Source organism: Pseudomonas psychrophila HA-4 (assembly GCF_000282975.1).
GTDB classification, from domain to species: Bacteria; Pseudomonadota; Gammaproteobacteria; order Pseudomonadales; family Pseudomonadaceae; genus Aquipseudomonas; species Aquipseudomonas psychrophila_A.
This window is the reverse complement of the sequence record NZ_ALJC01000006.1, coordinates 55,301-80,381: the sequence shown is the minus strand read 5'-3', so window position 1 is coordinate 80,381 and position 25,081 is coordinate 55,301. Positions and strand designations below refer to the sequence as shown.

Below are 25,081 nucleotides of genomic sequence, written 5' to 3'. Positions count from 1 at the left end.
TGATGGCTAAAAACAGACCCGCGCACTTGATTATGGTCGGCGGTAAATCCCCGCGACAACATATCTGGGAAGCGATTCGCTCAGTTAATGTAGGTCCTAAAGCCCTGACAACCTATGCGGTTGCACGTAAGTCGGGGCTGGATGATCAAGCAGTACGTGCCTATTTCCGTGACATGGAGAAAGCAGGAATTGTAAGCAAGGTCCGTAACGTGGACCGCTTTGATGCTGAGTGGACTCTTATTAAAGATGAAGGCGTCGAAGCTCCCCGTGTCACCAAAGATGGAAAGATTTCCAAATATGCAGCCGGTGCCGAGAACATTTGGCGTGCGCTGCGCATTCTCGGTGAGTTCAGCGCCGCCGAGGCTGCGACTGCTGCCAGTGTCAATGGCGTCACCATCAGTGAGTTCGGGGCGCATGTTTATTTGAGCGGTCTTGCCAAGGCTGGATACCTGACTCGTAGCGGTGGCACAGCGGGTGATAAGACCCGATTTCGCCTGGTTCCTTCGCGCTATACCGGTCCGAAGCACCCGATCTATCAGCGTGACTTCAAGCAGGTCTATGACCCTAACCTAGATCAAGTGGTTTGGCGTCACGCTGACCAGGTGGTGCGCAAATGAGTCAGGTCAACCTTTCGGCTTGGGGTAACGAGGTTCCTTTATTTGTGCGATTGCTCGCAGCTGAAGTTGCAGCGAGCAATAAAACCAAGACCGGCGAACGCATCGGCATGAGCCGAACCGCTGTCAGTCTGGTTTTGGCAAATCGCTACAGCTCGCCCAGCACATCAGGTGTCGAGCGCCGCGTAATGGAGACCTTGGGGCGCATCGAGTGCGTAGCTCTGGAAGCGACTGTCACTTCTGACCAGTGCCAAAGCTATCGCGAAAAACCAGCGCCAACCCACAACCCGCAGGCCATGCAGCGTTGGCGCGCTTGTCAGCACTGTTCAATCAACCCCGACTGCATCAACAAGGAGATCGTCCATGCTCGCCTCCAATAGTCGCATCCAACTGAAAGTGCTGAATCAAAGCTTGGCTGACCGTCTGCGCGTATTCAACACCGCAGCCCGTGCCCTGCAGGCTCAAGGCATTCGCATCCAGGGTTTCTATCCAGCCGAAAACATCCTCGTCATCAGTCCCGAGTCAGGCCAAGGCTTGGTTAAGCAGGGCCACTCCACGGGTTATACGCGGCATAAGACTGCTGGCAGCACCCACTTCAGCGTGCTTTTTCAAGGCGTGACCTTGAAATGGCGTGAATCCATCAGCGCCTCCCGACCTTCCGAATGGTCGCGCCCAACTCTGCATTAAGGAATTCAACAATGAATACACAACAGACCATTCCAGAAGGCTACCGCATTGATGCTCAGAAGCGGTTGATCCCCGAAAGCATGATCAAGCCCATCGACCTTGAAAGAGATGCTTTGGTGCTCGGTCTGGTTGAAAAAGCACGTGCAGCCAGTGAAGTTTTGGCCAAGTTCAAGGCTTGTGCCTTCGGCGACATTGAAGCCTTTGTCGAGCTTAGTGCGGAGCAATACGGCGCACAGATCGGCGGCAAGAAAGGAAACGTCAGCCTGATCAGCTTCGATGGGCGTTACAAGATCATGCGCGCTGTGCAGGAAAGTATTGCCTTTGACGAGCGCTTACAGGCGGCTCGTGCCCTGATCGACGAATGCCTGCGCGATTGGACAACAGGCGCTCGCCCTGAAGTCGTCACCTTGGTTAACGATGCTTTTCGTACTGACCAAAAAGGCGATATCCGAACAGCGCGTGTATTGGCGCTGCGTCGGATGGAGATCAGTGATGAGCGTTGGCAGCGTGCCATGCAGGCCATCGGCGATGCCTGCCAGGTAGTTGGTTCTAAATCCTATATCCGCGTCTATCAACGTGTCGGCGATACCGATCAATACGAACCCATCAGCCTCGATATCGCGGGGGTTTGAAATGAGAACAATCACCATCAGGTGCTTTTACAGCACGGGCGCATACCAGGCCAAAGCACCAGGTTACAAAACCACAGCTTCTTCAGCGGAGTCAGCCAGAAAAGCGGCTGATCGGTTGATCCAGAAACTGTGTCCTGACGCAGAAGTTGAGTGCGTAGAGGAAACTCAGGAAGGCGGTCCAGCAATGTTGGCTCTTTACCACTACCACTTCAAAAACGCTGACGACATCTAACCCGGCAGAAATGCCAAGAACCTATCAAGTATCTCCAGGAGTACCCATGGCTCAGTACACGATCACCATTAATGACGACGATGATTTGGGCGTCACCATAAATCTCTCGGGCTCATCCAAGCTGACGGACAGGCTAGGTCCTGCGGCACGGCTTGCTCTTAGTTTGGCAACCATAGCTCCAAGCCTCCTGAAACCTACTGCCTGTAGCTGCGAGCAATGCCAAGCAGACCGTGCACAAGCAACATCTAAACCAACCATTCACTGATGCGAAACCGCCCCGGTCTTCCGAGGCGGTCTGCCAGGCGTGGTTGCCTGGTACTGATGAGCAGCCGAGGAAACGATGGAGCAATCCGATTGGGATGCATTGAAAGAGCAGATGGCAAGCCCTTGGGGCTTCATGAAGCTCAAGTGTGATGGCTTTGAGATCCACCTATCACAGCAGACTGACAGCACCAAAAAAAGCTGGTCAACGCTGGTCTATGTGGATGGATATTTGAAGGGGGCCTGGTTGGCCTGCAACCACAGAACCGGGGAGCCCGAACATGAGGAGGCTCGCCGCTTTTACCGCAAGGTGACTCGTGCCCTTCATACCAAAAAAGAAATTGAGTTCTATCAAAAGGTCTACGGAAAACGCAAAGCCGCCGAAGCTCAGGCAGTCAAATTCATCACCTATGACTGGTCTTGGAAAAGCTTCAACTCACTGAAAAAACATCTGCTGGCCAATAACACCAGCATCACCCGTATCAACGAGATGTGACGACATGAACCACAACAAGGCTTTGGAAAAAATCAAGAAACTGCTGCGCCTGGCAGCAAGCGACAACCCCCACGAAGCCGCTGCCGCGATGCGCCAAGCCCGTGCTCTGATGGAAAAGTACCGCTTGGAAGAATCTGATGTTCACCTTTCCGACGTGTACGAGTGCGCGGCTCGTAGTGGCTCCAAGATCACCCCGCCACAGTGGGAAGCCAACCTTGTGGGGGCCGTGAGCCAAGCCTATGCCTGCAAAGTTCTTTTCATGTCAGGTATTGGTGAGTGGCGCTTCATCGGCGAACTGGCGGAGCTGGCCAGCTACACCATGACTCTTTTGCTCCGTCAGGTTCGCCAGTCGCGCCGAGACTTTATTAGCACTCAGTTGAAGCGCTGCAAGCCCGCAACCAAGACCAAGCGCGCCGATGTGTTCTGCTCGGCCTGGGTGTCGGCTGTACGTAAGCAGGTCATGGCTTTTGCTGGAAAGGATGAACCGTCCCAGGCAACGGTGGCATACATGCTGAAGAATCACGCGGATACGGAAAAGCTTGATTGTCGAGACCGAAACGCTAACAAGAGCAATGGAATGCGATCCACGACCGATGCCTTGTACGGAATTATCGCTGCGGGCGATGTGCGTCTGAATCACGGTGTTAACGGCCAGGATCAGCTCTCACTCAACTAAGCGAAACCGCCCTGGTACGCCGGGGCTGTCTGCCGGACGTGGTTGTCCGGTACTGATGAGCAGCCAACCAATGACAGACGAAACCCCTAAGCAACGAAAGACCCGTCTGGCACGCGAGCGAAAACGCGCTCAGCGCAAGCGCGAGAAGGATAAGCGCGTGGCTATGGGTGCCAAAAAACTCAAGATAGAACTCTACCGTGGAACCCAAAGTGAGCTGGAACAAATCCGTATCGCCGGGGAACTCGACGAAACAGAACACGCGCTCACCATGGTCATCCATGGCGCTGCGAGACTGTCCCGAAGCGACCCAGTTGCATTCAGGGCACTTATGAATGGAGCAAGACCGTGAGCACACGAAATCTGCAACTCAGCAAAATCCACATAGCTAAAAAAGATTTGGGCCTGGACGATGAAACGTATCGCTCCTTACTGGCCCGTGTGGCAGGTGTTCGTTCGGCGAAAGATCTGAATCCCCGCCAGATTGGTGTTGTCCTGGCCGAGTTCGCCCGCTTGGGCTGGACCTCGGGGCCATCCAAAAAACATGGTCGTAAAGCTCCTGTGGCTGCACCAGATCGTGCAAAACTGGTGGGTAAAATTGAGGCTTTTCTTGCCGAGGCAAAACGATCCTGGGCGTATGCTGATGGCATGGCGTATCGTATGTTCAAGGTAGAACGGGTCGAATGGCTGGACCCAGACCAATTACGAAAAATGGTTGCCGCGCTGACTTATGATGCGCGACGCCACGGGAGACCAGAGTCATGAGTGAGCAACTTTTCCCTGACGACAGCGATAAGCTCGATCCGGCCAAGGTGCTGGCGCATATGCAAGATCCTGCTGTGATCACCCGCTGGGAGGGTACGCTGAAAGAAATGGTCGAGATCGCCGAGGCTAAGTTGAAGACAGAGTTAAAAGACGGAGCGACTCCATCTGAGCTAGCTCGTCATGTGGTCTTTGCGATCTGCGATACGTTGGGTGGGAGTGTCGTTTATCTACCCCGAGGCGACTCATTGAAAAGGGCCATGCGTGATGCTGCGATCTTCCATGACTGGCGAGAAAACAACATGCACCCGATTGACCTGGCTCGAAAGTATCGCCTTATCAGCCAGACCATCTATGACATCCTTGCTCGTCAACGCGTACTTCATCGGAAGAGCGAACCTGACCTGTTTGGTTTTGATGAAGGGACGAGGCATTGAATGAAAAGAAAAAATGCTTCTCTAATTCTGGTTGTGTCGATGTCAATATCCGGGCTATGCCTTGCTGACGGCATTTTAAAAATCAGCCCTGAGCAGGCTGCTATTGAGGCGTCATTCAACCTGAAGCTAGCGAATCGTTTGTGGGAAGAGAGCAGCGAAGCCTGCAAAATTGGCAGCACCCCTCATCTGCTCCAAATCATCAAAACAATTAACTCGCAAAGAACCGCACAGCCAACAGACCACCTCAGTTATAGGGCGCGATTCGTCTATTCCGGATGTGCGTCGATGCTCTCAGATGTTGCATTTATCAGTGGTGCATGCCTGAACAAGCAACCCACAAAGCACGAAATTGACTACTCACGAATGAATTGGGAGAAAGACTCAGTCCAGTGCACATCAGAAATTAGTAGTCCTGATCTAAGCCTCTCATCTGATGAAGGCTATCATTCAGATGCAGATGTTGAAGCTGAGTTACGAAAGGAGGGAAAGTCTGAGGAAGACATTGCCTTTGTAAAAAAAATACGCCAGCTATGACCACGTGCCCCCGCCATCGAGCGGGGTTTTTCTTGCGCGGCGACGAAACGCCAGCATCCAGCTCTTCACGCGAAGCTTACCTCCGTACCCCATAACGGCAGGTTCGCACCATGCGCTCAGATCCCGCTCCCCAAAAAGTCACACGGCCAAAGTGGCCGCGTCAGCATGCGCGCCTGATTCTCGCTGCCGGGGATGATCTATCCCGTAAAACGTTGTGGGAAAAGGTCCCGTCCGAATGGGTGGAAATGGTGCGCTCTTATGTTCTCCAGGGTGAAGCGCTTGCTGAAAAGCACGTACGGGAGCGAGAGCGATTCCGCCCTGCCGCTGCGCCTGCTGGTCCCGCCATCGGTGAATACCGCAAGCCGGTACACATTCAAGGTAATCCCGTCGTTGCGGCGCAACACCTAAGCGCACTGCGCAGTTCCCTCAACTCGCCACGAGCACATCAATGAGACCTCACTTTTTAAAACGCAGACCTCACGCGCCACGAATGACCAACTGGACCGTTATCACGCTGATTCTTCTGATTGGCTTGTCGGTTGTTGCGCCGACCAAATTGCCGGTGGTGCTCTACAAAGCCGGTCTGGTCACGCTCGGTGGTGTCCTCGGTTACTGGATTGATCGGGCACTGTTTCCCTATGCCCGACCGAACCGGGTGATGCGTACAGCGCAGCCACTGGCAGGCATTCGTCGCGCCTTGGTCGTGCTTGCGTGCGTTCTTGGCCTGACCCTGGGGCTCTGAGTATGCGCAGAATTCTTCTTATAGGGGCCGTCAGCATGGCCTCAATTATCGGCCTTGCAGTGGCAGCACAGGCGCATGCAGAAATTCCAGCTGATGCAGATCGTTACCGCCGCGACCTGACCCGCATAGCTCAAGCTGAGTGGGGACTGGATGCGCCCGTGGCAACTTTTGCGGCGCAGATTCATCAGGAAAGCCGCTGGAAGTTTGATGCCAAGTCACCTGTTGGCGCGCAAGGCTTGGGCCAAGTGATGCCCTCGACCGCGAATTGGCTCGCCGAGTTGTTTCCTAAAGCCCTTGGCAAGGTTGAGCCCTTTAACCCCGCATGGTCTATGCAAGCCCTGGTCAGCTATGACCGTTGGCTGGCAAGCCGCGTCCAGGCACATACACCCTGTGACCGAGCAGCCATGATGCTTTCGGCCTACAACGGCGGTTTGGGCTGGGTGATTCGTGACCGTAAGTTGGCATCGGCTAAGGGTGCCGATCCGCTGACTTGGTTTGAGTCTGTCGAGCGGTTCAACGCTGGCCGCTCGGCTGCCAATTTCAAAGAGAACCGTGACTATCCGCGCTTGATCCTTATGCGCTGGGAGCCGCTCTATGAAAACGCGGGCTGGGGCAAAGGTATCTGCCTATGAAAGACCTTCTAATCAAAACCCTACCAGCCATAGTCATGCTCGTAATTTTGGGTGGTGTGCTGGTAGCGCTCGATGACTTCGGTCAGAGCAGATACGACGCGGGCTATGCCTCTGCCAAAAAAACGGGCGACAAGGCCATTGCTGAGCTTCGTGAAAAACATGCCGTTGAAAAAATGGATGCGGCGGATGCACAAACGGCTGCCGCCATTCAAGCAAATACTCTGTTGCGTAATGAACAAGCCAGAGGCAATCAGTTGGCATCCCAGTTGGCTGATGCAAAAGAAGCCTTGCGTAAAACCACAGACACCCTCTCTCGAGAAGTTACCCGTGTCACGACTCTATATCGCCGCACCCTCGACTCGCTGCCTGAGCCATTGCCTTCTGGTGTGTTCACTGTTGGTTTTGTCCGCGTGTGGAACACCGCCAACGGCATCGACACCTCAATGCCTGCCCAATCCAACGGTTCAGCCACCGGCAGAACTACTACGTCGCCCAATGAACCCGGAGCCGCTGACAGCCTCGACTCAGGCGTCACCCAGTCTCTTGTACTTACCAATCAGATACACAATGGCGAACTGCATGGCTCTTGCAGATCCCAACTCAACCGCCTGATCGACTGGACACTTAATGGAAGCAAGTGATTTTGCCAGCAAGCTTGAAGCCATCCACAACGAGAGCGCTTTAGCGACACATTTGGCACAACGGGAAGTTCTGACTGGACCCTCGGCAGAGTTTTGTGTGGTCGAGGATTGCCAGTCACCGATACCTGAAAAACGGCGATTAGCAATACCAGGTGTGCAGCATTGCACTCAATGCCAAACACGCCGCGAGAAACGGAGTAAGCGATGTCGATGATTGAAATGCCGCTGTACCAGCTAATCGGTATCGCTGTCGGCGTGCTCAGTGGTTTTGCAGGGCTGGTGAAGCTGTTACTGCTTCAGACTGAACGTCGGTTAGATCAGCGTTTTGCAGTCATGGATGACCGCTTCAACGCTGTCGCCAAAGACGGTGAACGCTTGCGCAACTTGGAACTTAGCTTCGAGCGGCTGCGTGCAGATATGCCTTTGCATTATGTGCGACGCGAAGACTACGTCCGAAACCAAACTGTGATCGAGGCGAAGCTCGATGCTTTGGCTCTCAAGTTAGAAAACGTTCAACTTAAAGGAGCACGCTCATGAACATTGATCCTGCCAAAGTGCGCCGGGAGTCCTTGCGCTGGTACATTTTGCTGACCCTTAATACTTCGCGCCCGGTCGATCCTCATGAAGCGGTAGTTCTCTCGACCATTCAAGGCATTTTCCCGGACGCTACTTCAATGGAGCTGCGTCGTGAGCTGGACTACTTGGCTGATCGCAGCTTGGTAACTTTGAAGAAGCAACCAGTCGGTGTCTGGATTTGCGGGTTAACGCACTATGGCGTTGATATCGCCGAGTACACCATTGATTGCAATCCAGGTATTGCCCGTCCTGAAAAGTACTGGTGATCGACTATGCCGCCACGTAGCAAAGTTGCCGGCCTACCTAAGCCAGTTAAGGCTTGGCTTGACAAAGCCCTAGCTGAAAACGGTTTTAGTGAATATGAAACCTTAGCGGCTGAGCTTTCAGCCCAAGGCTTTTCAATCAGCAAGTCAGCACTGCATCGTTATGGCCAGGACTTTGAGTCCAAACTGTCAGCGCTCAAGATGGCGAGTGAACAGGCTCGCGCCGTAGTGGCTGCGGCGCCGGATGAGGAAGGTGCCGTCAACGAAGCCTTGATGCGCTTGGTTCAAGAACATCTATTCAAGATCCTGATGGCCGACGGTAAATCGTTCGACCTACCAAAAGTAGCGAAAGCGGTAGCAGAGTTGGGTAAAGCCTCTATTGCCCAAAAGAAATGGCAAACCGAATATCGTGAAAAAGCTGAAGCAGCCGCATCGCGTGTCGAGAAAATCGCCAAGAAAGGCGGCCTGAACCAAGCGACGGTTGATGAGATCCGTCGCGAAATTCTGGGGATGGCCTCATGAATTACTTCATGTCTTTTGCAATGTGTGCAGGTTTGACTGCTCTTGGTGCAAATGAAAGCAATGCAGCCCAACTTCTCTCATGTGACATCAATGTTGCGATATTTTTAACCCTCGCCTGGTATCTAGGGCGAAGGAAGAAAGCATGAGCGTACCCACTGTTCTAGACAGTACTGCCAACCAGGTAGCGCCAGCGGTATTGCTCGACTATCAGAAAGAGTGGATCGGTATTCGAGCCCCTCTCAAGGTTGGTGAGAAGTCACGCCGGATTGGTCTCACCTGGGCAGAGGCTGCGGATAATGTCCTGGTCGCCGCCGCTGAAAAACCAGCCGGTGGACAGACCGTCTATTACCTCGGCTACAACCAGGACATGACGGTCGAGTACATCCAGGCCTGCGCAATGTGGGCGCGGGCTTTCAACTATGCCGCCGGGGAAATAGAAGAAGGTATCTGGCCGGACAGTGATCCCGAAAAGCACATCAAGACCTACACCATAGTGTTCCCCAGTGGGCATCGAATAGTCGCGCTGACCAGTCGCCCCTCCAACCTGCGTGGTCGTCAAGGTGTGGTCGTGATCGACGAGGCCGCATTCCACCAGGACTTGGCCGAGTTGCTCAAAGCTGCCTTGGCGTTGCTGATCTGGGGCGGTGAAGTGCATGTCATCAGCACGCACGACGGTACTGAAAACGCCTTCAACGAACTGATCAACGATATTCGCGCAGGTAAGCGCAAGGGCGCACTGTTTCGCTGCCCCTTTCGTGAGGCGGTGTCTGATGGTCTTTACAACAGGGTTTGTCTGCGCAAGGGCATTGAGTACAAGCCTGAAGAAGAGGCGGCCTGGGTTCAGGATGTTTACGACTTCTATGGCGATGCTGCCGAGGAAGAACTCGACTGCGTGCCGTCCCAAGGCGGTGGTGCCTTCTTGAGCCTGGCATTGGTCGAGCAGCGCAGTAACCGCGACGTGCCGGTACTGCGCCTGGCCTACCCGCAAGGCTACGAGACATTGCCCGAACACATGCGCTTGGCCGAGTCGCTTGAATGGTGCGAGGAACATCTCAAGCCGTTGCTGACTGCAATCCCCTTGGATGTTCAAAGCTATTACGGCATGGACTTTGGGCGTAGCGGCGACTTGTCTGTGATATGGCCTTTGGTCAAAGAGCAGAACCTACGCAAACGCACGCCCTTTGTGGTCGAGCTGCGTAACGTTCCCTTTAAACAGCAGAGCCAGATCAAGTTCTACATCCTCCGTCGCTTGCCAAACTTTCTTAAAGGCGCTGACGATGCCAGGGGCAATGGCTCGCAGCTGTCTGAAGACACTGCCATCGAGTTTGGCTTCAACCGTGTAGAACGGGTGATGCTCAGCGAGGGCTGGTATCGCGACAACATGCCGCCGTTCAAGGCCGCACTTGAAGACGACACCTTTTACGACATCCCGGCTGACAAGGACGTGGTCAGCGACGTGCGCGCCTTCCGTATGGTCAAGGGTGTGGCCCGCATCCCTGAAAAGCGCACCAATGAAAAAGGCGAGAAGTCCGGCCCCAAGCGTCACGGTGACGCCGGTATTGCCGCAGTGCTTGCCGACTACGCCTCTCGGCAAGAAACCGAAATATTCGAATATCACCGTGTCCAGCCTGCTGCCGACAGTGATCGAGAGATCCAGACGGGTGCTGGTTGGCGCTCCAAGAAAGGCATTTGGTAATGGCCCAATCCAAAATAGTTGACCAGTACGGTCGGCCAATCCAATACGACCAGCTCACTGAAGAGCTGGCCGCTGCGCGCACCACCGGCATACGTCAGATATGGCACTCGTCGGTGGCCAGCGGTCTTACACCTGGTCGACTTGCCAACATCCTGCAGGCTGCTGCCGAGGGATCTGCTCACGATTACTTGACCCTTGCCGAGGAAATGGAGGAGCGTGATCTGCATTACGCCTCCGTTTTGGGCACTCGTAAGCTGGCTATCTCAGGACTCAACATCCGTGTCGAAGCTGCCAGCGATGATCCAGAAGACGTGCGTCGGGCCGATGCCCTGAGTGAACTGGTGGGTTCACCTGAGTTTGGGGAATTGCAAGCAGACCTGACCGACGCCCTCGGCAAGGGCTATGCAGTCTCTGAAATCATGTGGGACCGCAGTGGTAAAACGTGGATGCCGTCCCGGTTCGAGCCTCGCGACCAACGCTTTTTCCAATTCGACCGTGACACCGGTCGGGAACTGCGCCTGCTTGATGAGGCTGACCCGGTTAACGGTGTCGCCTTGGCGCCCTATAAATTCATCGTTCACTACCCGCGAATCCGTTCAGGCTTGCCCATTCGGGGTGGATTGGCTCGTCTCGCTGCCGTGGGTTACATGTGCAAAGCCTGGACATGGAAAGACTGGATGGGGTTTGCCGACATCTTTGGCATGCCTATGCGTGTCGGTCGTTATGGGCCAGGTGCAAGTAAAGAGGACATCAATACGCTGATGTCTGCCGTGGCGAACCTTGGCAGCGATGCCGCTGCAGTTATCCCGGACAGTATGCGCATCGATTTTCAGAATGCGTCCAACGTTGCAGGCGCCGGTGACTTCTTCAAGGGACTGGCTGAGTGGTGGGACAAACAGGTCAGTAAAGCCGTGGTCGGCCAAACCATGTCTACCGACGATGGTTCCAGCCAAGCACAAGCCAAAGTTCATAATGAGGTTCGCCTCGATCTGCTGCAGGCTGATGCCAAGGCCGAATCCAACACTTTGAATCGGTTCTTTGTGCGGCCTTGGTGTGACCTGAACTTTGCACCAGGTCGCAAATATCCCAAGCTGATCATCGACGTGCCACAGCCAGAGGACACAACGCTGTTGGTCACAGCTTTGGAAAAGCTGGTGCCACTAGGACTGAAAGTTGAGCAGTCGGTTGTCCGGGACAAACTCAGCATTCCTGAACCGGCCAAGGGGGCTGATCTGCTAGGACCTCCAGTCGTAGCAGTACCTCCATCGCTTGGTCAGGCGATCAACCAAGAGCAAGTACCGAAAAAACCAGCAGTGCTACCCGACGTAGTGGACAATCAGGTCCGCACATTAGAGACGGTGGTGGGCGCCCAACTGGATGACATGGTTGATCAGATCAAAGAGCTACTCGACACAGTATCCAGTCTTGAAGAGTTCCGGGATCGACTGATCGAAACGTACCCGACCATGACCACCAGTCAGTTGGCGGACGCCATTGCTGACGGGCTGACTGCCGCCAGCCTGGCCGGACGTGATGATATTTTGAGGGGATTGTAGTGGCGGTCTCTCACGGCTCACCTCCATTTCAGGAGCAGATCGACTACTTCCGTGGCAAGGTCGATCTACCAACCCGTTCCTGGACGGACATCTATAACGCCCAGCATGACCATGCATTTGTTGTGGCCGGTGCTGTAAAGCGCGACCTGCTGGCCGATCTGCGAGGTGCTGTCGAGAAGTCCATCGCCAGCGGCACCACTTTGGAGCAGTTTCGTAAGGACTTTGACAAGGTCGTTGGCCAACATGGCTGGCAGTACAACGGTGAGCGGGGTTGGCGTACCAATGTCATTTGGGAAACCAACCTGCGTCAGTCCTATAACGCTGGCCGCGATGCGCAAATGGCTGACCCTGAGCTGCGTAAGCGCCGACCCTATGGCGTGTACCGCCACGGCGATAGTGCCCACCCACGGCCACAACACTTGGCTTGGAACGGTGTCACGTTGCCGCTCGATGACCCATGGTGGTCAACCCATAACCCGCAGAACGGTTGGGGCTGCAAATGTAAGAAGTTCATGGCAAGCCAGCGTGACTTGGACCGTATGGGGCTCACGGTTGGCAATGCACCGCCGATTGAATGGGAGGATAGAGTCATTGGCAAAAATAGCCCGAATGGTCCCCGTACAGTCCGGGTGCCAAAGGGTATCGATCCAGGCTTCGAATACGCACCAGGTCAATCACGGCTGACAAACTACGTGCCCCAGTTAAGCGTTAAACATCCATTGCCTGCACCGTCAGTAGGCCCTGCCACTGTAGCGGCTGCTGGCTTACCCAATCGAAAACCGACAGGCCCGTTGCCAGAGCCGCGTCAGATGCCTGCAAAGGTTTTACTCCCAGCAAGAGTCACGCAGCAGAAGGCGATCACCCAGTTCTTGGGCGAGTTTGGCGCAACGGATACCGCTCCAGCGGTATTTCGTGACGTAACGGGAGACCCGCTTGTCATTGGGCGGGGAATGTTTGGTGATGCCAAAACCGGTGCAAAGACTGTGGCTCAAGCGTTTAATGCCCGAGAGCTACCGTTGCTGGCAGAGGCTATCAAAGCGCCTGACGAGATTTGGGCACGACTGGAGTGGCTTCCCGACCAGGGCAAGGCAGTGCTACGCCGTCGCTACCTGGCGCACTTCCAAGTAAAGGGGAAAGCCGAACCCGCTGTGGCAGTCTTCGATCAAGGTGCTGAAGACTGGGCTGGTGTCACCGACTTTGTGGATGATAGCGAGCAGTATCTGGAAGCATTGCGCCTGGGCGTTCTGCTTTACCGCCGAACCAAGTAAGGAGTCACAAATGGCCGGGGCAATGCTTGAAGTCTCTATTGATGAAAGTGCTGTAGGCAAAGCTTTTGATGAGCTGATTGAGCGGTTAGGCAATCTAACGACCCCTCTTAACGATATCGCCGAGTACTTGCATCAATCGACCGACGACCGGTTCAGGCAGCAGATTGCCCCAGATGGATCACCTTGGGCGCCGTTGGCAGCATCAACCCTGGCCCGCAAGAAAAGCACTCGTATCCTGCGTGAAAAGGGAACGCTCCAGGACACGATGCGTCACAACGTCAGCAACAATGAACTGGCCTTCGGCACTGATCGTCCTTATGGGGCCATCCACCAGTTCGGCGGCAAGATCGAGCAAGCCCCCCGGTCTCAGCAGGCATACTTCCGACAAGGCAAAGACGGAACAGTTGGTAACCGGTTCGTAAAGAAGAGCAAATCCAACTTTGCCCAATGGGTGACCCGTGGTGCCAGCACCACGGAAATGCCAGCAAGGCCTTATCTCGGACTGTCATCTGAAGACGAAACCGAAATCCTGGCCATCGTGGGTGATTACTTGAAGGAAGGGTTTTCAGGTTAACTGCCTGTAATCGCGTAGGCGGCGCGCACAGAGGTTTTGGGTACATCCGTTGCCATGCAAGTGTTATACAAGCGTTAGACCCGCGTTAGATTTGCTTTAAGCGGTATCCTGTACGCGCCCGCGTGGTGTCTCTCGCCACGGTTATTGTCTCAGGGCCCCAAAGATCTTACGTCCTGACGAAACTCCCCGCCTTTGATAGACCGCCGACACTGGCGGCATGAAAACTCAACTCGCTCTTAACACCGACCTTTCCGCCACCGTCTCTGACGGCAAGGCCCCGGAGTGGGTCGAACTAATCCCGGCAGGCCCCAACGTCATTGGCCGCGACGGTCGGCAATGGCTGTTCGATGAGCAAGCCGGGATGTTGGTTCAGTCCAGCTTTATGGGCCGAGCTATCGACTTGCCTATTGATTGGGAGCACGCAACCCAGCATCGCGCGACAAAGGGCGAGTCAGCTCCTGCTGCTGGTTGGATCAAGCAGTTGGAATTGCGTGACGGGGCGCTGTGGGGGTTGGTTGACTGGACACCCCGTGCGTCCGAGCAAGTCATCAACCGCGAGTACCGCTTCCTTTCCCCTGTCTTCGACTTCGATCCGGACACGACCCGCATTGCGCGCCTGGTCAGCGCCGGGCTGACCAACAAACCCAACTTTCTGCTGACAGCACTCAATCAAGAAACCATGGAGAACACGCCTGTGAAGCTTTCACCTGCGCTTTTGGCTGCACTCGGCTTGCCGGAGACAGCCACCGAAGAACAAGCCATTGCGGCTACCACGCAGCTCAAGGCCACGGCTCAAGCGGCAAACGCCGAAAAGCCAAACCTTACGCAGTTCGTCCCTCGTGCCGACTACGACGCCCTGGGCGTGCGCGCTGTCAACGCCGAGCAAGCCTTGGCCACTCAGAAAAAGACTGAGCACAACAAGGAAGTTGATGCAGTGATTGCTGCTGCCACTCAGGCCGGAAAGATCACCCCGGCAACGGTGGATTATCACCGTGCCATGTGCCAAGACGAAGCGGGTCTGGCTCGCTTCAAAGAATTTGTGACTGCAGCGCCCGTGGTGGCAGCGCCGTCGGATCTGGGGGATCGCCAATCTGAGCACCTCAAAACAGCACTCAATGCTGAAGAACAACAGGTCGCCAAGCTGATGGGTATGAGCGAAGCGGACTTCATCAAGGGCAAGGCGTAACACCCTCTATATAAAGGAAGCGATTCATGATCATTACTTCAGGCACCTTGTCCGCGCTCTTCACAGCGTTCAAGGCCGAGTTCCAAAATGCTCAAGCCGCAACGCCAACCGACTGGGCGCGTATCGCAACGCTCGTACCGTCATCGTCGGCCAGTAACACCTATGGTTGGCTGGGGCAATTCCCGACTTTCCGTGAGTGGATTGGCGAGCGTGTGCTCAAGAACATGGCGGCACACGGTTACTCGATCACAAACAAGAAGTACGAGTCGTCGGTTGGCGTCCCTCGCGATGCCATCGAAGACGACGAGATCGGCGTATACAAGCCGTTGTTCGCTGAAATGGGCCGTGCATCCACGGCACATCCTGACGAGTTGGTGTTCGCCCTACTGAAAGCAGGGCTGACCACGCTGTGCTACGACGGGCAGTTCTTCTTCGATACCGATCACCCTGTTTATCCGTCGACAGACGGTACCGGTGATGCAGTGTCCGTGAGCAACTACCAAGAAGGCACAGGCCCTGCCTGGTACTTGCTCGATGTCAGCCGTGCAATTAAACCGATCATCTTCCAGAACCGTCGTCCCTATGCTCTCAAGGCAATGACCAGCATGGACGATGAACAGGTCTTCATGCGTGACGAGTACCGCTTCGGTGTGGACGCTCGTGTGAACGTTGGCTTCGGCTTCTGGCAATTTGCGTATTGCTCCCGCGCTCCTTTGACCGCCGAAAACTACGGTCTGGCACGCGCTGCAATGAAGAACTTCCAGGCTGACGGCGGTCGCCCTCTGGGCATCAACCCTGGCCTGCTCGTTGTGCCATCGCAGTTGGAAGGCGCCGCACGAACCATCTTGGTTAAAGATGCGAACAGCGGCAACCCGTGGGCCGGTACAGCTGAAATCCTTTCACCAGCCTGGTTAGGTTAAGGGGACAAACATGGCCATCATCATTGCAGCCAAACGGCATGGCTTTCGTCGCTGTGGTATCGCTCACTCCTCTGAGCCAACCCTGTACCGGGATGATCATTTTACGGCTGCCCAGCTCCAGGCACTGGGCAAAGATCCGCAACTGGTTGTGTCTTACGTTGATGCAGACCTGGACGATCAACAGGAGCTGCTCAATGGCACTTCGCCGATTCAGAAAGCGGGCCTGTCCAGTGAAATTACCGTGTCGGTCTTGGGTAAGGCAGGCATTGCGGCTATGGGTGACACAGCGTCTAAGCACCAGGACGTTGCCATCCTTGGGCAGGATCATCCATCGCTAGCAGGTGGCCTGTCGCGTAGTGACATTGAAGGTCTTTGGGAGGAAGCCCTGCTTGAAAACTCACAACGTGATGCCTTCATTCTGTCGACGGAAATCGAAACCCTTTGGGCCGCAGCACTGCTGGAGGATCTACAGCGCACTGCCGACAAGCAGGCGGCTGAGATCAATGCTCTTTGGGAAGAGGCCTTGGCCGAAGAGGCTCGGCGTGCCACCGGCCAGGTAAAGGATGATCCTAAGCCTCAGAAAAAACCTGTTAAGCCTGGGAGCGCGACCAAGTGAATCTTTCGCTGCCGTCAGCCAGTCAGCTCATGGTGCGCTTCGGCGCCCGTGATATCACTGAAGTAGCTGTCCCTGATAACAAGCGCTCCATTGAACCCGAGTTGTTGGTGGCGGCAGCGTCAGGTGCCTCTCTGGATGAATGGGCCGCAGAGGATGTGGCTATTGCGGTGGCTGCAATGGCACGGATCGCCGATGCCGTCACCAGGGCGCGAAGTGAGGTTTCGTTCTACTTGCGCTTTCGTCCGGTCGATGAAGATGCTCCGGCCTGGGTGACTGACGATCTAGCCGAGATCGCCCGGTATCACCTCTACGACGACGCGGGAAAGGAAGAGTCCACTGTCCGAGTGCTTTACAAGGATGTGCTCAAGCGGCTGGAGACTTTAGCCGCAGAGGACAAGGAACGCGGCGCTGCTGAGGCCGGGCGCTCAGGTCTGCAAATCATTGCAGCACCACGGCTGATGGATCGTGGCTCATTGAGGCGTCTCTGATGCTGGGCGAACTGGAGGATCTGATTGAGGCGCGGTTAAGGGAGCTGATCCCAAAGGTGCACCGCCTGGTCGTGGAGAGTTACGGCGGTGAACTCAGCGATTCTGATTTGATTGCGGGCCTGCTGAAACGTTGCCCGGCTGTATTGCTGATGGTGCCAAAGGCAGGATTTCGTAAGCGCAGCCAGAACCGCTACAGCATGCCCATTACGTTTCGCCTGGTGATTGTTACCCGCCATCCACGCGGTGAGCGGGAGACCCGGCGTGGCTCAACGGCCAAAGACATTGGCAGTTACGACCTGTGGCAGGCCTGCATGCACCAGTTGGTGGATTGGCAACCTTGGCCTGATCGTGCCCGGATTGAGCCGACTGAACTTTCTAACCTGGTCACTGGCAAGTTCCAGACGGACTACATGTCCGTTCTTGGGCAGTCCTTTTCGATTGAGTTGGACTGGACCAAACCCGAACAACAACTGCCGGATCTGGAAGGTGTTGACATGCTGTACCAACAGGTCGGTGAGCCAGATCCCGTGGCCAGCGACCTCATTAAACTGGAGGGGCTGTAATGCTCGTCACCGCCGCACCTGGTCACCGGGTCCCCATGGAGGGGTATCCACGTCAGCACATAGAGCCAGGTCAAGAGCCTGTCGAGGTGCTGAACACCTCTTACTACCGTCGACGTATTGCTGCAGGCGAGTTACTGGTCAAGAAAGGCCGCAGCGGTGCCAAAAGAACCACACAGGAGCCTGCTGAATGAGCATCGCCTTTGACACTATCCCGCCGTCTATTCGTAAGCCTGGCTCATATTTTGAGTTCAACACCAGCCTGGCCGTGCGTACGCTTCCAACCAATGCGCAAAGCATTTGCTTGATTGTTCCACTGGGAGCAGGTGCAACGCTGGCTGCCAACGTTCCCACTCAGGTTTACAGTGCTGAAGAGGCAAAGGCCCTGGCCGGTGCTGTTGCCGCCGAAATGGTAGATGCAGCCATCAAGGCATATCGTTACGTCGCCATTTCTTTGGTCGGGGTTGTCGTCCAGGGCGAGGCTGAACCAGATATCGCCCCGGCACTAGACTCCACTGCTTTGGGCGGTTTCACCCTTTTGGTTCCGGCTTGGTTTAGTGCAACTGCCATGACCGCGCTGCGAACCCACATCGCAACTTATACCAACTCCATTGAGCAGCAGGGCATCTTGGGTATTGGTGCGGTTGTGTCGTCACTGTCAGCGTCCACCACACTGGCTACCGCACTCAATGCTGGGGCAATCAGCGTGGCTCTTTTGCCGGGCACCACTTCCAGTGCTCGTCAGGTAGCAGCGGCGTACGCGGCAATGATTGCGTCTGAAGAAGATCCTGCCCGTCCGCTTAATACGCTGGCTTTGGCAGGCATCAGCGCTCCAGCCATCAGCAGCCGCCTGGGTCGCACAGAGCAAGAAACAGCGTTGGCCAACGGTGTAACGCCGCTTGAGGTCGGCCCCGGCGATATCGTGCAGATCGTCCGTGCGGTCAGTACGTACACAAAGTCAGCAGCAGGTGCTGAAGACGTTTCCCTGCTGGATCTGACAACCATGCGGACTTTGTACTACGTACGCAACGCATGCCGCACTCGTATCCGCCTTCGATTTCCTCGCTCCAAGCTGTCCAGCAAGACGCCTGCAGCTGTACGCGGCGAACTGCTGGACGTCCTTAAAAAGATGCAAGAGCTGGAAATTGTCGAGGAAGTCGATGCTAACGCGGCTGGCCTGGTCGTCGAGCGTTCGGACCAAGACGTGAATCGACTCAATGCCAGCATTCCCATTGATGTCGTAAACGGCCTGCATGTATTCGCCGGTCGTATCGACCTGCTCTTGTAAGAGGTGAGTTTAGATGTCCGATAACTATGTAGGCCAGATCGTGCTTGAGCTGAACGGCACGGACTATGAAGTGACCAGCCTTGAGCCATCGCTCAAGACCGGTCGAACCATCGTCAAAACGATGAACCGCACTGGTCGCCCGCTTGGAACAGCCAAGGGGATGGAAGAGCACGAACTGCGTATCGCAGTCGCCATTCCTAAAAACGGCGAGCCTAACTGGCGTGCCCTGGTAGACGCCAAGATCACCATTTATCCACAGGAAGGTGGTGGCAAGCGTGAGACCTGGACGGGTTGCTCTCTGATCGAGATGGGTAGCAAGTACCAGGTTGAGGGTGAAGCCACTCGCGACCTGACTGTCAGTGCTTTGAATTACTACGAGGAGTAAGGCTATGAGCCAAATTGATAAAAAATGGGAAGGCCTGACTATTACCAAGGATTTGGGTGTTGGTGTCTTCTATGCGGGCACATTCCACAAGTCGTTCACTTTGCGTGTCGGTATGGCTGGCGACCTGATCAAAGCCCAGGAGCGTCATCCCAATGGTCCGTTTCAGTTGGTGACGCTTGAGGTTTACCGCAATCAGCTTTTGGCTGTCGGTGATATTCCTGCAGAAGTCCTGACAACCGAGTTGTTGCGCGAGTCGCTGACCGAATCAGATCTGGCGCTGATTGCTGCGGCGGATGAAGAGCTGGAAAAAAAGCTCAAGCCGCCGAGCGAGGCCTCGCTGACTGGCGGCGCATCGAGCACGTCTTCGTCCGACATGGGTACCGCCTAGAAGAGATCAGGCGCATGCCCAAGGCCGAGGTTGATGCCAGGATTGAACTGATCATAGGCAAGCGCAAAGGTCCGCGTTACGTCAGTAAGCGGCAAAAGAAAAAAGACCAAGCACGCAGTAAATAAGGCCCGTTCATGGGCCTTAAGTCCGCCCGTAATTCTACCTGGAGTAACTTCGATGAGTTCCGATCTGCGCGTTGCGCTTCGCATTGAGGCCAGTTCTGGCAACAGTCGACGAGAAGTTCAGGCACTTGAGCGTGATCTGCGTAAGGCTGGTAAAGAAGGCGCTAAGTCTCTTGCCAATGAGAGTTGGAAAGCCGGGGCTGCCATTACCAAAGTTGGACAAGTTGGCGCAGCCAGTTACCAGGTCATTCGCACTTCGATGCGTGAGGCCACGAAAGCAGGCTCACAAAACCGTCTTGAGGTCAGTAAGACCAATGACGAACTAAAGGAAATGGCTAAAGCTGGGCGTAAAGCGGCACGCGATTCAAAAGCAGAGTTAGCGCGGACGACCAAAGAAGGTACAGAGCCTCTTCGTCGAAGTGTTGAGAGAACTGATGACAGCCTTCGTCGTCTTGCGCAAAACGGAGGCCGTAACCTGCGCATGCTGAAAACTGTGGCGGCAGGTGTCCGGCGAGAATTCGACCGAGTCAAAGGCCTTGGTTCAACAGCTCAGGGGCAATTGGCGGGACTCGGTGTTGGACTGGGCTTGGCTTCGGGGTTAACTGGCAATGCACGTCTAGATCGCCAATTAATCCGTACTAAGCAAACTGCAGATATGACGCCTGCGCAAAAAGAGGAATGGAGAAATGAAGGCTGGCGAATTGCCAAAACATATGGAGTAAGCCGTGAAGACGTAGATAGCGGCTTCAATACCCTGATTGCTTCCGGCGTTAATTATGACGCCTCCAAAAAGACAGCGGATGCCATTGGTCAATCAACAGCAGTTACAGGGGCAGACTCTGCTGTTTTGGGAAAGGCTGTCGTTGCCGGTGCCAGTGCTTTCAACATTGATTTAAACAAATCTGGAGCTGCTTTAGATCTTCTGCAAAAAATGACAGTTGCCGGGCGTCTTGGTAATGCTGAGCTTGAAAACCTTGCTGATTTATTCCCGAAAATTGGTGGTGCGGCAGCGGCTGCAGGGATGTCCTTGTCACAGGCGCTGGCATTTACTGAAGCTTTATCTCTCGTAGAGCAACAGCCCGATCGGTTGGGGACACTAGCTGAATCAACGCTTCGGATATTTAGTGTCAAGCAATATCGTGATCAGATCACAAAAACTAGCGGCGTCAGTTTTTTTAATAAGGACGGTAGTTCAAGGAACCCTGAAAACGTATTTGGTGACTTGAAGCATAAGTTCGAGAAAATGAAAACTGATGAAGAGCGCGCTAGATTCATGGGGATTGTTTTTAAGGGAATGGACCAAGACACAGTTCGCGGTGTAAGGAATATGCTAACTGGCGACAGGCTTGAGAACTTCTCGTCTGGATCTTCGGCAATTTTTGATTCAGGACCAATTATTGGTCGAGACCTGAAGGAAAACACGGAAAGTGCCAGTGGTGTTGCCACTCGTGTGAAAGCCACGCTCGGCCAAGCGATTGACCGCATGGCTACACCCTTGAACAAAGGGTTTGCTGACATTGGTAGCTACCTCCTGGATGACTTGAACTTGTCGGGCGAGCAGATGCTGGCTGGTGGAGCGGCACTGGGCCTTGGCGGCTACTATGCGGGGCGCGGTGCCAAAGCTGGCGCGGGGGCATTGTTTAACAAGTTTCTTGGCGGTGCAGATACCTTGAAAAATATTGCCGTGGGCAAGGTATTAGAAGAAGCAACGGGCACTACGTCGGTGTTCGTTACCAACTGGCCCTCCAACATGGCCGGTATTGGTTCCCCTGATCTACCTTCGGGGCCTGGTAAGGGTAAGCCTGGTGGTTTTATAGCGCCTTGGTTTGCTCCCGCAGCCTTGGGTTTAAGCGCTCTACAGATCGGCGGTTCGACAGCACAGCAAACGGACCAAGATCGTTTGGCAATGGTTGCCCGCGACAAGCTTCTTAATGATGGCCAGCGCACTTATCAAACCTCTTATTACCGCAATCGTATTTCCTTGCTCGATCAAAATCCCAACCAATCATCCAGTTGGGCTTCAGAGCAGGCTCGGCGTCTGGCACAGAATGAAACAGGCCTTACTGCTGCCGGGTCTTCAGTCGAGGGAGCCAACAGTTGGGCGGCTGGTGTGGCCAACCGCGCTGTCGATTCTGGAATGGCCACCATTGCGGCAGCCAAAAGGCTGAACGAATTGCTTGGCAAGCCTCTGGTAATTGAATTGCGAACCGACTCTGACCACATCTTTGCTGAGGTCGAGCGTCGCCTGGACATCCAGTTGAGACGCGGCCAATGACTTGGGCAGATAACCTTCTGGACGCATCTTATCGTGGCGTCCCTATCAATGTGGTCGGTGAAGACCTATCCGCACAACGAGCGCTTAGCCAGCATGGTGTGCCGTATGTGGATGGTGATGATGTAGAAGATTTGGGCCGGGGTGCTCGCCAGTTTGCATTGCAAGTGGTGATCTTTGGCGAAAACTACATGCTGGAGTTGCAGAACCTACTCCGAGCATTAGACACCGGCGGTACAGCTGAACTGATCCACCCCATTTACGGGAGTGTGAATGTCACCAATGCTACTTACCAGGTGATCCACCGTGCAGAGCGCCGAGACTATGCGGAAGTCGCGGTTCAGTTCTTAGAGAGCAAGCCGGGCCAGCCTTTCTTTGCTCAGCAGTTCGAGTTTGTCGACACCAGCACTTTGGACATGGCTGATGAGGCTAAGTGGCAAGATGGTGTGTTGGATTTGTTCGGTCGACTTGACTCCCTGGTCTCCGAAATACAGTCATGGATCGGTGGCGGTTGGACAGGGTTGATGGAAAAAGTGCTTGGCCTGCCAGGTCATACATTGCGCCTTCAGCAATTACGGTCACAAATACTCGGGGTTGTTTCCGGCGCTGCATCGATGGCTAAAAGTACTTCAACCGCATTTGATCCGTTGACTGACTTGGCACGCACGCCAACCGAAATACGCTCTGCCATTCAGGGGAGTACTCCCAGTACATCAACTGAACTGTTAACCAGGTCAGGCATACCGTCCACTATGCCTGGATCAGATGCTCTACCCGCCGAAGTGGCACGTACTGGTTCGGGGTTATTAGCGAAAGGGCGTCAGGGAGAGGAACCTGATGAGGACACATTGCCTGACGCTATGCCAGACGATCCTATTGAAGCCGTGGCTTTTGCCTTGGTCGTCCTGGTCATCACTGAGTTTGCCTTGAGCTATGCCGAAGCGGTAGGTGTTGTGATCGAGGCCGAGACGGATCAGTTGTCGCTGAGCCCAGAGGAACTGGAGCGTTTGGTTAACCTGGTGCGGAGTTTGATCCAGTCCGCAATTTTGCTGCACCGTCGCCTTTACGAGATTGAGACTGCTTTGCCTGTGATTGAGGGGCTTAGGACCATTGCGGCTCTGATCCAGATAAGAGCACGTCAAGTGATTCTACAACGCCCACCGCTGATCACACGCCGTGTAGAAAGCACTGCAAGCCTGCGACTGCTGGCGCATCGTTGGTACGGTGACAACACCCGTGCCCAAGAGCTGCTGCGACTTAATCCAACACTGCGCACGCCCTACGGTGTCGCGACGGGAACGGTGCTGAGGGCTTATGCAAACTGACGAAACCATTCGCCTGTCTATCGGTGGTTTGACTCACGAGACTTGGGACGGCTGGTCAGTTGAGTCTGACCTGCTGACGCCTGCTGATGCATTTGAGTTGGAGTTGTTTACTCGTGACACGATACAGCTCCCTAAAGTCCTGGTTGAGGGCGCGAGTTGCGAACTAACGCTTGGTCGAGACCGTGTCTTGACCGGTCAGATAGACGAGATTGAGCACGACATTTCACGTCGGGGTATTGCGATCCGGGTCACTGGCCGGGATAAGGCTGCCGTACTGGTGGACTGTTCAGCTCCATTTGTGGCGATGCGAGAAGCCTCTCTGGCGGAAATCATCAAGCAAGTAGTAACACCGCTGGGTATTACACGTGTTGAGATTCGCGCTGCCAATGCAAAAATCAGGCGCCGTATTCAAATCGAACCTGGTCAATCAGCGTGGGAGGCTCTTCTGCAGGTAGCTGAGGCGAATGGATTGTGGCCTTGGGTCGAGCCGGACGGTTTGCTGGTTGTTGGTGGGCCTGACTACACATCGGCTCCAGTTGCGACTCTAATCCTGCGGCTGGACGGTGTAGGAAACAACGTCGAGCGACTGTCTGTACGTCGATCTATCGCCAATCGATTCAGTCAGGTGACTGTGCTGGGGCAGCATGGGCAGTACGACAACGACGGGCTGGACACTACGCGTTCGCACTTGAAGTCCGTTGTCCAGGACGACACCTTGGCCCGTCGCGGAATCTTCAGGCCCAAGGTCGTGATCGACAGTTCGAGTGAAAACCAAAGCATGGCCACCACGAGAGCACGCAAGGTTTTGGCTGACAGCAAGCTGGAGGGCTTTGAGATTCGCGCTGTCGTTCAAGGTCATCGAGCAGGCAATGGGAGTGTTTGGACACCAGGTCAGCGCGTCATTATCCGCAGTGAGCCTCATGGCCTTGATGCCGTGTACTTTCTTATGTCTAGAACGTTGCGATTAACCCGGCAAGGGTCGATGACGGAGTTGCGGTTCAGAGAAGACAAGATGTGGGTTCTTGATGGGAACCCACTGAAAAAGCACAAAGGTAAGTCGAACAAGGACGCGGCCTTTATTGAAATGATCAGGAGCATTCAATGAGAAGTCTAGGGCGTTCTTTTCGCGAGCAAGCCAAAGCTGAGCGTGCCAATTTTCGTCAGGCGTTCCGTGCGGTGGCGGCTCGAAATGCTCACGGCAAACTGATTGGTATCGAGGCTCAAGGCTTGGCAGGAGAGCCCGTGACGGGAGAGTTGTTCCAACACTATGGATACACCTCTGCGCCTTTACCAGGAGCTGAATACATAGTCATTCCGGTTGGCGGCAACAGTAATCATGCCGTTGTTGTTGCGAGTGAGGACGCCCGGTATCGGATCACGCTCAAAGATGGCGAGGTGGCCATTTATTCAGACGAAGGCGACCACGTTCATCTTAAGCGGGGGCGTGTGATCGAGGTCGAGACCGAAACTCTACTGATCAAAGCCGGTACAAAGGTCCGTTTTGAAACACCGCTGATTGAGAGCACTGGAAAGATTCATGCTGAAGACGACATTCAATCGGACGCCGAGGTGATCGACCAACTCCGTAGCATGCAAGCCGACCGTGACATTTACAACGGCCACCAACACGGCAATAGCCCTACCCCAACCCAGCAGCAGTAACCCTTCCGGGGCGAAATTCTTACGCCCCGACGAAACTCCGCCCCGCACGCACGCGGGGCACTCTGTTTTCC

Annotated in this window: 35 protein-coding genes and 2 other RNA genes; all 37 read left to right on the top strand. The window is 54.8% G+C overall.

The features are described 5' to 3' along the window. Positions 1-2: 2 nt before the first annotated feature. The 37 genes from B347_RS0100655 (at position 3) to B347_RS0100475 (ending at position 25,010) form a co-directional block, all read left to right on the top strand. Positions 3-617 (top strand): hypothetical protein, encoded by a 615-nt coding sequence (locus tag B347_RS0100655; RefSeq protein WP_033386843.1) that lies wholly within the window; start codon positions 3-5, stop codon positions 615-617. Further along, positions 614-994 (top strand): hypothetical protein, encoded by a 381-nt coding sequence (locus B347_RS0100650; protein WP_019407794.1) that lies wholly within the window; start codon positions 614-616, stop codon positions 992-994. The genes B347_RS0100655 and B347_RS0100650 overlap by 4 nt, the downstream gene beginning before the upstream one ends. Then, positions 978-1,301, top strand: a complete 324-nt coding sequence (locus B347_RS0100645; RefSeq protein WP_019407793.1) for a hypothetical protein — start codon at positions 978-980, stop codon at positions 1,299-1,301. The genes B347_RS0100650 and B347_RS0100645 overlap by 17 nt, the downstream gene beginning before the upstream one ends. Positions 1,302-1,312: 11 nt before the next feature. Then, a complete protein-coding gene (locus B347_RS0100640) occupies positions 1,313-1,933 on the top strand; it encodes a DUF3164 family protein (protein ID WP_019407792.1) in 621 nt (206 codons plus the stop codon). A 496-nt stretch (positions 1,934-2,429) separates the two neighbouring features. Continuing rightward, an RNA gene (locus B347_RS25680) (hammerhead ribozyme type II) lies at positions 2,430-2,500 on the top strand. A 5-nt stretch (positions 2,501-2,505) separates the two neighbouring features. Continuing rightward, entirely contained in the window at positions 2,506-2,922 is a 417-nt protein-coding gene (locus tag B347_RS0100630) for a hypothetical protein (protein WP_019407790.1), read from the top strand. 4 nt (positions 2,923-2,926) lie between these two features. Then, positions 2,927-3,598, top strand: coding sequence for a DUF2786 domain-containing protein (locus B347_RS0100625; protein ID WP_019407789.1), 672 nt, complete (start codon positions 2,927-2,929; stop codon positions 3,596-3,598). After that, an RNA gene (locus tag B347_RS25675) (hammerhead ribozyme type II) lies at positions 3,597-3,667 on the top strand. Before B347_RS0100625 ends, B347_RS25675 begins: the two co-directional genes overlap by 2 nt. 1 nt (position 3,668) lies before the next feature. Then, positions 3,669-3,947, top strand: coding sequence for a hypothetical protein (locus B347_RS0100620; protein WP_019407788.1), 279 nt, complete (start codon positions 3,669-3,671; stop codon positions 3,945-3,947). Further along, entirely contained in the window at positions 3,944-4,360 is a 417-nt protein-coding gene (locus tag B347_RS0100615; protein ID WP_019407787.1) for a gp16 family protein, read from the top strand. Before B347_RS0100620 ends, B347_RS0100615 begins: the two co-directional genes overlap by 4 nt. Beyond that, positions 4,357-4,794 (top strand): Mor transcription activator family protein, encoded by a 438-nt coding sequence (locus B347_RS0100610; protein WP_019407786.1) that lies wholly within the window; start codon positions 4,357-4,359, stop codon positions 4,792-4,794. The genes B347_RS0100615 and B347_RS0100610 overlap by 4 nt, the downstream gene beginning before the upstream one ends. Beyond that, positions 4,795-5,328 carry a hypothetical protein gene (locus B347_RS0100605; protein WP_019407785.1) on the top strand — a complete coding sequence of 178 codons (534 nt, stop codon included), beginning with the start codon at positions 4,795-4,797 and terminating at the stop codon, positions 5,326-5,328. 110 nt (positions 5,329-5,438) lie between these two features. Next, a complete protein-coding gene (locus B347_RS26500) occupies positions 5,439-5,780 on the top strand; it encodes a hypothetical protein (protein WP_157786870.1) in 342 nt (113 codons plus the stop codon). 38 nt (positions 5,781-5,818) lie between these two features. After that, positions 5,819-6,070 carry a putative holin gene (locus tag B347_RS0100595; RefSeq protein WP_033386820.1) on the top strand — a complete coding sequence of 84 codons (252 nt, stop codon included), beginning with the start codon at positions 5,819-5,821 and terminating at the stop codon, positions 6,068-6,070. A 2-nt stretch (positions 6,071-6,072) separates the two neighbouring features. Then, a complete protein-coding gene (locus B347_RS0100590; RefSeq protein WP_026013912.1) occupies positions 6,073-6,702 on the top strand; it encodes a transglycosylase SLT domain-containing protein in 630 nt (209 codons plus the stop codon). After that, a complete protein-coding gene (locus B347_RS0100585) occupies positions 6,699-7,343 on the top strand; it encodes a hypothetical protein (RefSeq protein ID WP_019407781.1) in 645 nt (214 codons plus the stop codon). Before B347_RS0100590 ends, B347_RS0100585 begins: the two co-directional genes overlap by 4 nt. After that, positions 7,330-7,557, top strand: a complete 228-nt coding sequence (locus tag B347_RS25670) for a TraR/DksA C4-type zinc finger protein (protein ID WP_026013911.1) — start codon at positions 7,330-7,332, stop codon at positions 7,555-7,557. The genes B347_RS0100585 and B347_RS25670 overlap by 14 nt, the downstream gene beginning before the upstream one ends. Further along, positions 7,548-7,880, top strand: coding sequence for a hypothetical protein (locus B347_RS0100575; protein WP_019407780.1), 333 nt, complete (start codon positions 7,548-7,550; stop codon positions 7,878-7,880). The genes B347_RS25670 and B347_RS0100575 overlap by 10 nt, the downstream gene beginning before the upstream one ends. Continuing rightward, positions 7,877-8,185, top strand: coding sequence for a hypothetical protein (locus B347_RS0100570; protein ID WP_019407779.1), 309 nt, complete (start codon positions 7,877-7,879; stop codon positions 8,183-8,185). Before B347_RS0100575 ends, B347_RS0100570 begins: the two co-directional genes overlap by 4 nt. Before the next feature lie 6 nt (positions 8,186-8,191). After that, positions 8,192-8,704, top strand: coding sequence for a DUF3486 family protein (locus tag B347_RS0100565; protein ID WP_019407778.1), 513 nt, complete (start codon positions 8,192-8,194; stop codon positions 8,702-8,704). A 142-nt stretch (positions 8,705-8,846) separates the two neighbouring features. Then, positions 8,847-10,400 (top strand): hypothetical protein, encoded by a 1,554-nt coding sequence (locus tag B347_RS0100560; RefSeq protein ID WP_019407777.1) that lies wholly within the window; start codon positions 8,847-8,849, stop codon positions 10,398-10,400. Beyond that, the gene (locus tag B347_RS0100555; protein WP_019407776.1) at positions 10,400-11,956 is read left to right on the top strand and encodes a DUF935 domain-containing protein; all 1,557 of its coding nucleotides are present in this window, start codon (positions 10,400-10,402) and stop codon (positions 11,954-11,956) included. Before B347_RS0100560 ends, B347_RS0100555 begins: the two co-directional genes overlap by 1 nt. After that, a complete protein-coding gene (locus tag B347_RS0100550; protein WP_019407775.1) occupies positions 11,956-13,224 on the top strand; it encodes a PBECR2 nuclease fold domain-containing protein in 1,269 nt (422 codons plus the stop codon). Before B347_RS0100555 ends, B347_RS0100550 begins: the two co-directional genes overlap by 1 nt. A gap of 10 nt (positions 13,225-13,234) precedes the next feature. Further along, a complete protein-coding gene (locus B347_RS0100545) occupies positions 13,235-13,798 on the top strand; it encodes a phage virion morphogenesis protein (RefSeq protein WP_019407774.1) in 564 nt (187 codons plus the stop codon). 217 nt (positions 13,799-14,015) lie between these two features. Continuing rightward, positions 14,016-14,984, top strand: a complete 969-nt coding sequence (locus tag B347_RS0100540; RefSeq protein ID WP_019407773.1) for a phage protease — start codon at positions 14,016-14,018, stop codon at positions 14,982-14,984. A gap of 26 nt (positions 14,985-15,010) precedes the next feature. Further along, positions 15,011-15,904 carry a Mu-like prophage major head subunit gpT family protein gene (locus B347_RS0100535; protein WP_019407772.1) on the top strand — a complete coding sequence of 298 codons (894 nt, stop codon included), beginning with the start codon at positions 15,011-15,013 and terminating at the stop codon, positions 15,902-15,904. A 10-nt stretch (positions 15,905-15,914) separates the two neighbouring features. Then, the gene (locus B347_RS24520; RefSeq protein ID WP_019407771.1) at positions 15,915-16,520 is read left to right on the top strand and encodes an HI1506-related protein; all 606 of its coding nucleotides are present in this window, start codon (positions 15,915-15,917) and stop codon (positions 16,518-16,520) included. After that, complete coding sequence (locus tag B347_RS0100525; protein WP_019407770.1) at positions 16,517-17,008, top strand: phage protein Gp36 family protein; 492 nt, start codon at positions 16,517-16,519, stop codon at positions 17,006-17,008. The genes B347_RS24520 and B347_RS0100525 overlap by 4 nt, the downstream gene beginning before the upstream one ends. Next, positions 17,008-17,571, top strand: coding sequence for a phage protein Gp37 (locus tag B347_RS0100520; RefSeq protein ID WP_019407769.1), 564 nt, complete (start codon positions 17,008-17,010; stop codon positions 17,569-17,571). The genes B347_RS0100525 and B347_RS0100520 overlap by 1 nt, the downstream gene beginning before the upstream one ends. Then, positions 17,571-17,762 (top strand): hypothetical protein, encoded by a 192-nt coding sequence (locus B347_RS0100515; protein WP_019407768.1) that lies wholly within the window; start codon positions 17,571-17,573, stop codon positions 17,760-17,762. The genes B347_RS0100520 and B347_RS0100515 overlap by 1 nt, the downstream gene beginning before the upstream one ends. Continuing rightward, on the top strand, positions 17,759-18,856 hold the full coding sequence (locus B347_RS0100510) for a phage tail sheath C-terminal domain-containing protein (RefSeq protein ID WP_019407767.1): 1,098 nt from the start codon (positions 17,759-17,761) through the stop codon (positions 18,854-18,856). Before B347_RS0100515 ends, B347_RS0100510 begins: the two co-directional genes overlap by 4 nt. A gap of 13 nt (positions 18,857-18,869) precedes the next feature. Then, positions 18,870-19,241: a hypothetical protein gene (locus B347_RS0100505; RefSeq protein ID WP_019407766.1), complete on the top strand. Its 372-nt coding sequence runs from the start codon at positions 18,870-18,872 to the stop codon at positions 19,239-19,241. Positions 19,242-19,245: 4 nt separating this feature from the next. After that, a complete protein-coding gene (locus tag B347_RS0100500) occupies positions 19,246-19,629 on the top strand; it encodes a hypothetical protein (protein WP_019407765.1) in 384 nt (127 codons plus the stop codon). Positions 19,630-19,806: 177 nt separating this feature from the next. Beyond that, positions 19,807-22,026 (top strand): phage tail tape measure protein, encoded by a 2,220-nt coding sequence (locus tag B347_RS0100490; protein WP_020424493.1) that lies wholly within the window; start codon positions 19,807-19,809, stop codon positions 22,024-22,026. After that, positions 22,023-23,348: a DNA circularization protein gene (locus tag B347_RS0100485; RefSeq protein ID WP_019407763.1), complete on the top strand. Its 1,326-nt coding sequence runs from the start codon at positions 22,023-22,025 to the stop codon at positions 23,346-23,348. The genes B347_RS0100490 and B347_RS0100485 overlap by 4 nt, the downstream gene beginning before the upstream one ends. Further along, complete coding sequence (locus B347_RS0100480) at positions 23,338-24,453, top strand: phage baseplate assembly protein (protein WP_019407762.1); 1,116 nt, start codon at positions 23,338-23,340, stop codon at positions 24,451-24,453. The genes B347_RS0100485 and B347_RS0100480 overlap by 11 nt, the downstream gene beginning before the upstream one ends. Next, on the top strand, positions 24,450-25,010 hold the full coding sequence (locus B347_RS0100475; protein WP_019407761.1) for a phage baseplate assembly protein domain-containing protein: 561 nt from the start codon (positions 24,450-24,452) through the stop codon (positions 25,008-25,010). The genes B347_RS0100480 and B347_RS0100475 overlap by 4 nt, the downstream gene beginning before the upstream one ends. Positions 25,011-25,081: the final 71 nt, after the last annotated feature.